The following is a 10,580-nucleotide window of genomic DNA, read 5'->3' as shown; positions in this document are numbered from 1 at the left end:
ATCTAAAGAAGCTGCTTCCCAAATTGGGTAGAAGTGTAAACCGATAGCGTTAGAGGAAGGAACTACTGCGCCGGAAATGATGTTATTTCCGTATAGTAAAGAACCTGCAACTGGCTCACGGATACCGTCAATGTCAACGGGAGGAGCAGCGATGAAAGCAATGATGAAGCAGGTTGTAGCAGCTAACAGGGTAGGGATCATCAATACTCCGAACCAACCGATGTATAAGCGGTTCTCGGTGCTGGTGATGAATTCGCAGAAGCGATCCCATACGTTGGCGCTTTGGCGCTGTTGTAAGGTGGTGGTCATTTTATGAGTGCTTTATGTTCGTATGATGTTTAGTAGGTTGTTTTGCCTACCTGAATACTACATTAAAGGATAAGTTGAAATTTGTAAAGATAATTAAGATTAGTATTAGTTATGTCAGTTATATGTTTTTCTCATGTAATTAGGTATATTAAGAACTTGATTCGAGCAGATAATTCCTCTAAAAATCAAAGTAGATATAAGGTAAACTCCCTTGAGGAGCTAATAACCAAACTGCGTAAAAGCATAAGGGGACGAGAACGATCTTCATTGGCCAGCTAAAATCTAATTTCATCCTTCCTTTGAAGCTATATGATACAGTCATTAGCAGAGTTATACTCGCTAATAAGTAAAAAATTTGATATTGAGTGCTATTGAGAGCTTCTGCATAAACCTTTTCCGCAAATTGTTGATCAGCAGGATAACCCCAAAGATGCTGTATAACTAAACTAGAGTCCTGGAGGTTGGGGAGACGAAACCAAATCCAAGATGTGAAAACCATGATTTGTGTTAACAGCCAAGCGTAGATTATTCCGAGTGGGTTTTGCCAAAATAGGTTAAGAATTGTCAAGCGATCGCTTAAAACAGCCGTGAGACGATGAACTACTAAAGCGATACCATGGAATATACCCCAAACAATAAAACCCCAGGCTGAACCGTGCCAAATCCCAGCTAATAGCATTACTATCAATAAATTTCCGCAGTTACGTATCAATCCGCGTCGAGAACCACCTAAAGGAAAGTAAAGATAATGACGCAACCAATCACCTAATGTAATGTGCCAACGTCGCCAAAAATCTGAAATACTGGTACTAAAGTAGGGGAAATTAAAATTTTCTGGTAAAACTAAACCGAACAGTAAAGCACTACCACGAGCAATATCTACGTAACCATTAAAATCTAAATATAACTGTAGTCCATAAGCAAAAGTAGCTAACCATAAATCAGTGCTACCTGCTCTTTGTAAATTACCAAAACATAAATCAACAAATATGCCGAGATTATCAGCGAAAATTCCTTTTTTAACCGCACCTCGCGCAATTAACCACAGTCCTTCAGCCGTCCTATCAATACTAGGAAATTGTAGTGTATTGAATTGAAATTCCAGATGATGATAACGAGTAATTGGTCCAGAAATAAGTTTAGCAAAAAATAATTTATATGTGGCAAATTTTATAAAATTAGCCGCAGCAGGATCACCACGATAGACATCTATCAAATAAGCAATACATTCAAATGTAAAGAAAGAAATTCCCAAGGGAGAAACTACCTTAGTCAATGATTCATCCGAGTGATTAAACAGATGAAAAAATAAATTTTGTAGATGATTGATATACTTAAAACCTAAGAGAATAAAAAGATTAAAAACTATACCAATCCATAATAGATTTCGCCGATTTCGATGCAATTCCTTCTCAGATAAATGCGAGTCTTGAGAATGCTTGTTTGATGAGGTATTATTGCTAATTCCTAAACCTAAGCGGAAGTTGATAAAAGTTAGTATTAAAAGTAATGGTAAATATCGAATGTGCAAAGATGAGTAAAACAGAATACTGGCTATTAAGAGAATCCATAATCGGAAATTTGCTAAATAAACATTCCAGTAAATTACCAAAACACTTAACAGAAAAATCCCATACAAAATTGATATGAACTTCATTGCTTAATTACTAATTATTAATAGTTTTGAACTATAGACAGGAGAAAAACAAGATAATACACCTTGCTATTTTTCCATTTAATTACTTTTTTGTCCAGGAAATAATTGGATCTAGAGCCAACTTTTTTGAAACTTCATAAGCACCATAACGGTTAATATGACTGGGATCAGAAAAGTAATTACTTGCTGTTGGCCATAGTTGACTTAAATCACGGTAAATAAAATGAGGATCACTTGTAAATTTTAACAAATGCTTGTGAAACTGCTGTTCATACTTTGTGCGAACCGGATCTAAATAATCTAAAGTCAGAGGCATATTTACAAATACCAAGGAGATATTATTTTTTTTAGTAAACTCTAACACTGAACGAAATGCCTGATCTTGTTTACCTGCAAGCTGGAAAGATTTATAATCATTGTCGTAATCTCCAGAAACTTTTGGATATTTTTGATAATATGTAGCCGGATTAAATCGAACAGATATAGGTAGAAATCCGTCAAAATCAACTCCTTGTAGAGAATTAGTTATTGCGGAATAACTTGTGAGTTTAACTTGTGATTTAACTTGAGGATATTGATAACTAAAAGGTATATTTTCAAATTTTTTTTGCAGAAGAGTTTTAATTTGTTCACGGTTTTTATAACTAGCAGATAATCCAGATAAAGACTCATTTAGCCAACTATCAGCTACTTGATAGATGTTAATATCTTTTCTTGCTGATTTATTGGTAATATTTACTAGAAAACCTTCCTTATTTTTATTGACTGCATCAGTATTTACTCTTGTTCTAGTTTTCTGTAATATTTGTTTATATCCTTGTGAGACAGCAATTGCATTGAAAGTAATATCTTGTCTTCCATTATTAAAAGCGCGAGAACCATCAGCCCATAAAATCAGTTTGGGAAGTTCTTCAGGTTCTAAAATCTGACGAATCAGACAGTCAACAACTTGGGCTGTTGCTCCATTAATGCCAAAGTTAAATATATCAAGATTGCTATGACCTTGGCTGACTAAAGCCCTAGAAAGGGCTAGGGGGTCAACTCCTCTGAGGGCGCGGGAAGAACCAACAATTAAGACATCAGGTGGGCGTTTTTTCATAGCTAACCGCTGTTTATATAGAGCTAATTGCTCATCTAATTGCCTAGCATTAAAACTGGGCATTTGTGATCGGGCTGTTAATAGAATAGCTGTAGCGGCGGCGTTTTCTGTTAATGGTGCAACTGGGAAATTAGTATCATGATCATTGATAAATCCAGAAGCATTAAAAGTAGATTGATTATGATTAAGTGATTTCGGTGTTACTGATTGATTTGAAACCGGTCTTGTTTGATTATTTTCTCCTGGCAAAGATGGCTGAGATACTAAGGGTAAAGGTGAAACAATATTGTTACTAACACTAACTTGGGGATAACTTTTAAGAGAACGTGCTAAGATATAACTTAATATCAAATCACTTTGTAAAGCTAGAAGTAATCCTAATCCCAGCCAAATCATACCACCACCAATTCCTTTATGATCTTTATGATCAAGGTTTTGATTTGTGTCCTGATTAAATGTTATAAATAATTGGCTGTTTAAAAGTAATTGGTTGATTTTTTTATTGAGCCTTGCTGCCCAATTTTTTCCTATTTTTTTGCCTAAATTTTGTACTTGCTCACTTCTTGAATTAGGACATAGAATTGGTTCACGAGTCTGATCAGTAATCTGGTAACTTACATATTCAGATATTGCAGCAAATTTCAGTGTCTCTGCGGGGACTAGTCGGGAACGTTCTACCATATTAAGTCCATGAAACCACATCAGTTCTTTATCAGCGGACCGACGAACATCAATAGAAAAACCACTAATAGCAGAAATTTGCAGTTCGCGGATAATAAATTGAGTAAATTTCCTAGAGACTTGATAGAGTGTAGGACAAATGGGATGATCACAGATAATATCTAATAAATCTTCTGTGGGAATTAGCATCACCTGGATAGCAGATGTTTTCAATATTCTAGCGATCGCTGGCACATTTTCCCAATCATCCCATGGTTTTAACATCACCTCTGAAGGTGTCAAATTGAGGTGCGACAGCCAATCTAGCTTTGTATCTTTTTGGTGTGCCAAACTCTCATCTGTGATCATTAGTGAACCATCTAAGTCTGTGGGTGTTTCTGTCCCTGCAAATAATGATTTTTCTACCTGTTCTAAATGTTGATGCAGTTGATTTAAGTACAATCTATAACACCATTGGGGAATGTCTTCACCTTGTTTGCGACCATAAACTAATACTTGGTATCTTGAGGATTGATGATCATTAGTCAGGCTGTCTACATTGCTTTCTTCTAGTGGTTGCAATAACTCCAACAAGTTTTGCCAACCTTGTGAACATTCAACACTTTCATGGAGAATATAGAGGTCATTATCTAATAATTTGACTTTAGTTACGTAAGTATTTATATTTATTACATGACTTGTAGATGGTGCTAAAAATTGCTGAGGATTAAATAATTTAAATAATACCGTTTTCATGGGTAGTGAAATTTAACAAAAAAGGTGTACTGAAGGATTTTGCCTGTAATTGTCAGCTATAACCTCAGCCATAACTATAGGATTATCGCACGTTAGTGGTTTTTTGACAATTTCGTTAGCTGCACGGCTGGCAAAATTGACAAAAATACAAAGATAATGCTATTACGTTAGAGACTGGGAAAAAGCGCGAAAAAAAGCTCAAAAAATTTATTCATTTACTAACTATTAAGAATTACAATGTCACTTGGAAACCAACAGTTCTTTTCTCAATCTAGATTAAATTTAATTCCATTTACCATTCCCCTGTCTTGTTTTTTGCAAGCTGGTACAGTATCTATATTGATATTGCTCATAGCTCAGAAAGCCACTAGTGAGGCTTTAGTAAGCCTGGGAGAGGCAAGTGAAGAATTATTTCGCGGTGATCGCTTGCCTGTCCTCAGTTTTCCAGAGGATCACAAATTAGACCAGGATTAGAAATTTATACCTAAAAAATTTCCAATGGTATCGTGAAATTCACCTGTGTTAATGATCAGCAATAACTTGTGAAAAACTCGATGTTTGAAAATGGACAGAGTTTAAATTGAAAATCCTTTGGGATCTTTGGCTTCCCAACCCAGAAACCCGTTAACACGGATTTCAAAATGAAGATGGGGTTGAATAGAAGTAGGTTGTCCTGTAGTTCCAACTGTTCCCAGAACATGGCCTTGATTGACCTTTTGACCTAGAGTAACTTTAATGCCGTCAAGTTGGGCGTAACGGCTTTGTAAGCCATCTGCATGGTTAATAATGACTAACTTGCCATAACTACCCTGTTCCTTGGCAAAAACGACGATTCCAGGAGCGATCGCTACCACAGGAGTACCTACAGGTGCTAATAAATCTACCCCACTGTGAAAAACAGCCTCCTTTGTCACGGGGTGATAGTTCCAACCATAACCTAAGGTCACACTTGTAGTATTAGGGAGAGGATAACCAGTAATTTTACCAGTATTCTTCCCTGGTATGTCAGTTTTTGTCACTACCTTTTCGGCAAATTTTACACCTGGAATGACTGGCAAAAAGACAAATTTAGGGTTTTTCTGACAACCATTAATTTCAAATACCGTATCCGGGAGAACTTGATACTTGGATGCTATTTGTCGCCAACTTTGATGGGCAGGAATTTCCACAACCATACCATTAAAAGGGGGAATTTGTAGTATTGTTCCGGCAGTTACCACGCCCTTGCTCACCGATGGATTCATAGCGATAATTGTTTCCGGTGCGAGATGATAGCGACTGGCTATAGCTGCTAAAGTTTCACCAGGACTTACTTGATGACGTTGAATACGAGCTAAAACTGGAATTGGACAATTGATGGGACGAGCATTGGCGGTTTGTGATTGCGGCTGTGTAGATAATAATCCCAACGTGCTAAAAAATGTCAGAAAACAAAGTGAACAATAGGAAAATTTCATGTAAACAAGTCCACAAATCGCTAATTTTTAGATTTTAGTTGGGGATTCTTAAAGATAGGATAAAGATTTTGCCTATATCTATTGTCCATTGGGGAGAGAGGTTTGCAGCGGTTACAGCAAATTGTCATCAGTGATACCACAATGCCTAAAACTGCTATATATAAAAATACAGGCATGAATAAACACGCCTGTGGGATTGACTATTGATTAGATAAATGTTCCAATTGCATTCTCTGTTCCATTTGGCGAAGAAAATAGCCCGTCATCATTGCCGAGGCTAGTAGCCCTGCTAGATTGTCCCGATCTGTTGTAATCTGGACATGAAAATGCTCTGGCGGCATCATCCCCACTAGTCCTTGGACATTCTGAGAAATGATTTGTTTAATTTCCGGGCTGACAGATTGGGCGACACGGGCTAAAACTTCGGGAGATTGATGCTGTAAGTATTTAAGTAATTGATTTGGGTTGTCCCCAAAGCGATCATTCAGAAGTTGATTAGGGTGTTGCTCAGAGTCGTCATGCAAAAAGTCAGGATCAAACACCATTGGCGATTTATTAGCTTAACTGCTAATTCTACTCTAAACCATATTAGTAAACTAGCGGATTTTTTACGAGGAATAGGGAAAATGTATGCTAGGCTACTCAGCTGGACTTTGTTAGTGTGGTGGTGACTTCTAATGGCTGGGACTATCCTCTAAATTCAGTTCTAGTTGTTGTTCTTTTTCTGGAGTTGTCAAAATCTGGGGAAGTTGTTCGATTTGAAAGTATTGATGAAATTTTGCCGTTATTTGCAGGGAATGGGAACGAGAATCACTTTCTCGGCGTTTGCGAACAAAACCAGATTCTACTAATTCTTGAACGTGCTGATAAGCACCAGAACCACGAATGTTAATTAATTCGCTTTGTAATATGGGATTATGAAGAGCGATCGCTGCTAATGTTCTTAAAGCCCCTACACCCAATTCTACTGGTATCAGAACTTGTACTAAATCATGAAAATCAGAGCGCAGTTGTAAACTATAACCATGTTCAGTTTCTATGACTTCCAAGGCCGTATCCCTGCGGGCATAATTCTCAATTAGTTCGATAACCCCCGCTTCTGCTCTGGGGCGATCGCACTTGGCATATTCAGCAATTTCACTGATAGATAAGGGTTTACCTTTTAAATAAAGAATCGCTTCTATCGTTGTGGCTATAGATATATTCTTGACCATTCAGAATTTTGGATTTTGGATTTTGGATTTTAGATTTTGGATTTTAGATTTGTAAATTAGTCACTAGAAAAAACTCTTACCTCTTACCTATTCCCTATGACTAAGTATAAATTCAGCGATCGCTAGATCTTGAGGAGTGGTAATTTTCAAGTTAGTCTCCTCCCCAGGAACTATTCGCACTTCCAGACCGCATTTTTCAAACAAAGCCGCATCATCAGTAACTTCCCAACCTTGACGAATACCCTCAGCATGACAATGTTTTAACAAATTAACATCAAACCCTTGGGGAGTTTGAGCCGCCCATAATTGTTTACGCTCTGGTGTGCCTTTAATGATACCATTTTCATCAACAACTTTAATCGTATCTTTAACAGGTACAGCCGCAATTAAACCAGAACAATGTAGAATTACGTCCGAACAAGCATCAAATAAATTTGGTGTTACTAAACAACGAGCGCCATCATGAATTAATACTTGTTCTGCATTAGTTGGTAATGCCTGTAAACCATTATAAACCGACTCTTGACGAGTAGCACCACCAGAAATTAATGCTATTGTTTTTTTCAGCTTTAAGTCAGCGATAATGGATTTAAAATCATCCCAATCGGGTGGTTGGGAAACAATTCCTATCCAACTAATAGAACTTGCGGCTTCTGCGGCTAACAAAGTCCAAGCAATCAAAGGTTTTGAACGTACCTGTAATAAAAGTTTATTACAGTTCGCGCCCATTCTTTTGCCACTTCCGGCTGCGGGAATTAATAAATGCACAACTTTCCTAAATATTTAACTAATAGATTAAATTTAGATTAAATTAAAATGTTGCATTAAAGTCTTAGTGAAGATAGATCCCTGACTGCTTTGAGAAGTCGGGGATATCAGATAAAAATCTAAAAATCATTTTTCCGCAGATAAATTTGTTGGTGGTCGATCATTACTCCAAGCCCACCAGACATAACCGCAATGACAATGATAAAATTCTTGCCATTTACGACGACGATCTGCGGTAGTTACAGGCGATCGCCTATTTAACCAGACATTAACAGCCTCTCGACTACTGGCGTAGCATTTAGGACAATGAAACTGATAGGCGTGAGTTGCCTGATTTGTCCATTCTGGCGGATGAGGATCAAAAGCGTCCATATAAATATAAAGTATATAAAGTGTAATCAATATAAAGTGTAATCCTAATAGCCACTGAACATAGATAATTATGACTAATAATAGATGCTATGGAATCAAATATTGAAATTCGTCGTTTATTGGATGTCATGCCTGCTTCTGGGCGAATGATGACGAAAATCCTCAGTAAACCAGAACAAAAACAGGTAATAGATGCTGCTTTTCCCCTGCCTTTGAGTCAATCAAGACAGATATATATTAATTTCGATTTGTGGCGACGGTTAACAAAACCCCAACGGGATTTACTGCTATTGCAGATGGTTTGCTGGTTAACAGGGGTAAAATGGTTACAACCCAATATTTATCAAGGAGTAGTTTTAGCGGGGTTTATGGGGGGAATAGTGGAGGCGGTGCAGTCTGATGTAGTAGGTATGGTAATATCTGGGGGATTAACTGCTTTAGCCGCCATACAGATTTGGCGCATGAATAGATCTCAGGAATCAAAATTAAATGCTGATATAGCGGCTATTCGTATTGCCCAAAGACGAGGTTATTCAGAAACCGAAGCCGCCGAACATTTGTTAACAGCCATTGAAACTGTAGCAAAAATAGAAGAGCGTTCTGGACTGAATTTTAGTGAATTAATTCGTTGTCAAAACTTGAAAGTAATCGCCGGTTTATCTCCAGTTGGTATGCCTAAAAATTATCAATAGAAGAAGTATTAACGATTTTCTGTCACTATCTAGATAAATAATTTCCGGTTCTTGTACTCATAGAATTGATGAAGCCGGGAACATTGATTTTATGATCATTTGCTTTATATTATGATCATGTCACCAAATTATTACGCACATTATTACCCATGGAAACCCCAAAACCATCTGTTAGTTTAATTCGTGCCAAATCCTACGAACAAGAAGCTTTAAAAGAATCTTTGGAAATACTGCTAGAACCTTTGGGTGGAATGGCTGCCTTTGTCAAACCAGGAAATCGGGTTTTACTCAAACCTAACCTGCTCACAGCTTCTCGGCCTACAAAAGAATGTACCACACGACCAGAATTAGTCCGTGCTGTTGCTGAAATGGTAATTGCAGTTGGTGGAAACCCATTTTTAGGAGATAGTCCTGCTTTTGGTAGTGCTAAAGGTGTAGCAATAGCCAATGGTTTATTACCAATTTTAGCAGAACTGAATTTACCACTGGTTGAATTTCATGGTAAACGTTATCAAACAGTAAATGACAATTTCAATCACTTACTTTTATCAAAAGAAGCAATGTCAGCAGACGTAGTGATTAACCTTCCCAAGGTTAAATCTCATCTGCAATTAACCCTGACATTGGGAGTAAAAAATCTCTTTGGTTGTGTTCCTGGTAAAATGAAAGCTTGGTGGCATCTAGAAGCTGGTAAAGATGCTAATAAATTCGGTGAGATGTTAGTAGAAACGGCCAGAGCAATTAATCCCACTTTAACAATTTTGGATGGTATTATTGGTCATGAAGGTAATGGACCTAGTGGTGGAGAACCTCGGAATTTAGAAATTTTAGCAGCTTCTAGTAATGTCTTTGCTTTAGATAGAGCAATGTTAGAAATTCTCCAGGTTGCACCCGCACAAGTTCCCACAGTTGCAGCTTCTCAAAGATTAGGAATATGTCCAGAATTAAATGATATTCACTTTCCTAATTTATCACCTGATTTACTACAAATTACAGATTGGCAATTACCCGACAAATTAATGCCTATAGATTTTGCCATGCCTCGTGTGATTAAATCTACCTTTAGGCATCTTTACATCCGATTTATCAAAGAACCCATGAGTGCTTATATAAAAAGTCCCTAGCATCATTAAATTTAATTTTGACGCTGGGAGTATTGGAATCAGATACAACCTGTCCGAATTTATGCAGTATACTCCACTCATCCGTACTAAAGTCTATTGTAGTGGAGTATTTCTATGCTTCTAATATGTAATATATACGGTAAAATATTGAGTATAAATTAAATAACTTGAATAGTAAAGCTGAAATTCAGGTCAGAGATAAATCTCTAAAATCCTTGATTAATAAGCCTTTTGAAAAACTAGACAAAAATCTGTATTCTCAATAAGAATTGCATAATGCCTATAGTTTCATTGGTTCTTGCGACTAAACCCATATTAATTTCCCTCTGTCAAAGGGTTTTAAATAACTGAGTCCCAATATTACGTATTATTAAATTAACTTTTGTAAATGATTGTTGAAAAAGTATCCAGGATCTAAAATAATGATTTTGTTGTTATGTGTGAACCAACACAATGTGGCTGACAGACAATG

At 37.0% G+C, this 10,580-nt stretch carries 10 protein-coding genes and 1 pseudogene; 3 read left to right on the top strand and 8 right to left on the bottom strand.

What is annotated here, in order from left to right; genetic code table 11:
* From ACIR310F_RS0114395 to ACIR310F_RS0114385, 3 genes and pseudogenes are all read right to left on the bottom strand, one after another.
* A pseudogene (locus ACIR310F_RS0114395) lies at nucleotides 1-309 on the bottom strand (photosystem II q(b) protein); the annotation flags it as partial.
* A 178-nt stretch (nucleotides 310-487) separates the two neighbouring features.
* Nucleotides 488-1,966, bottom strand: coding sequence for an MBOAT family O-acyltransferase (locus ACIR310F_RS0114390; RefSeq protein ID WP_028084422.1), 1,479 nt, complete (start codon nucleotides 1,964-1,966; stop codon nucleotides 488-490).
* An 82-nt stretch (nucleotides 1,967-2,048) separates the two neighbouring features.
* Nucleotides 2,049-4,481 (bottom strand): DUF1574 family protein, encoded by a 2,433-nt coding sequence (locus ACIR310F_RS0114385; RefSeq protein ID WP_028084421.1) that lies wholly within the window; start codon nucleotides 4,479-4,481, stop codon nucleotides 2,049-2,051.
* Nucleotides 4,482-4,718: 237 nt separating this feature from the next.
* Here ACIR310F_RS0114385 and ACIR310F_RS0114380 point away from each other — a divergent pair, with 237 nt between their 5' ends.
* The gene (locus ACIR310F_RS0114380) at nucleotides 4,719-4,955 is read left to right on the top strand and encodes a hypothetical protein (protein WP_028084420.1); all 237 of its coding nucleotides are present in this window, start codon (nucleotides 4,719-4,721) and stop codon (nucleotides 4,953-4,955) included.
* Nucleotides 4,956-5,056: 101 nt separating this feature from the next.
* Here the strand turns inward: ACIR310F_RS0114380 and ACIR310F_RS0114375 are convergent, their stop codons facing one another.
* The 5 genes from ACIR310F_RS0114375 to ACIR310F_RS0114355 form a co-directional block, all read right to left on the bottom strand.
* Entirely contained in the window at nucleotides 5,057-5,938 is an 882-nt protein-coding gene (locus ACIR310F_RS0114375; protein ID WP_028084419.1) for a LysM peptidoglycan-binding domain-containing M23 family metallopeptidase, read from the bottom strand.
* 200 nt (nucleotides 5,939-6,138) lie between these two features.
* Entirely contained in the window at nucleotides 6,139-6,483 is a 345-nt protein-coding gene (locus ACIR310F_RS0114370; protein WP_028084418.1) for a DUF760 domain-containing protein, read from the bottom strand.
* 129 nt (nucleotides 6,484-6,612) lie between these two features.
* On the bottom strand, nucleotides 6,613-7,152 hold the full coding sequence (gene scpB, locus ACIR310F_RS0114365) for an SMC-Scp complex subunit ScpB (protein WP_028084417.1): 540 nt from the start codon (nucleotides 7,150-7,152) through the stop codon (nucleotides 6,613-6,615).
* A gap of 87 nt (nucleotides 7,153-7,239) precedes the next feature.
* The gene (ispD, locus tag ACIR310F_RS0114360; protein WP_028084416.1) at nucleotides 7,240-7,920 is read right to left on the bottom strand and encodes a 2-C-methyl-D-erythritol 4-phosphate cytidylyltransferase; all 681 of its coding nucleotides are present in this window, start codon (nucleotides 7,918-7,920) and stop codon (nucleotides 7,240-7,242) included.
* A gap of 126 nt (nucleotides 7,921-8,046) precedes the next feature.
* Nucleotides 8,047-8,292: a hypothetical protein gene (locus ACIR310F_RS0114355; RefSeq protein ID WP_028084415.1), complete on the bottom strand. Its 246-nt coding sequence runs from the start codon at nucleotides 8,290-8,292 to the stop codon at nucleotides 8,047-8,049.
* Nucleotides 8,293-8,381: 89 nt separating this feature from the next.
* On the opposite strand from ACIR310F_RS0114355, the gene ACIR310F_RS0114350 reads away from it, so the two are divergent.
* Both ACIR310F_RS0114350 and ACIR310F_RS0114345 read left to right on the top strand, forming a co-directional pair.
* Nucleotides 8,382-8,984: a DUF3318 domain-containing protein gene (locus ACIR310F_RS0114350; protein WP_028084414.1), complete on the top strand. Its 603-nt coding sequence runs from the start codon at nucleotides 8,382-8,384 to the stop codon at nucleotides 8,982-8,984.
* 149 nt (nucleotides 8,985-9,133) lie between these two features.
* Nucleotides 9,134-10,108 carry an Npun_F2552 family protein gene (locus tag ACIR310F_RS0114345; protein WP_028084413.1) on the top strand — a complete coding sequence of 325 codons (975 nt, stop codon included), beginning with the start codon at nucleotides 9,134-9,136 and terminating at the stop codon, nucleotides 10,106-10,108.
* The last annotated feature ends 472 nt before the right edge of the window (nucleotides 10,109-10,580 follow it).

This window comes from Dolichospermum circinale AWQC310F (assembly GCF_000426925.1).
Classification (GTDB): domain Bacteria; phylum Cyanobacteriota; class Cyanobacteriia; order Cyanobacteriales; family Nostocaceae; genus Dolichospermum; species Dolichospermum circinale.
The sequence above is the reverse complement of the archived record's forward strand: the minus strand, read 5'-3'. Positions and strand labels throughout refer to the sequence as shown.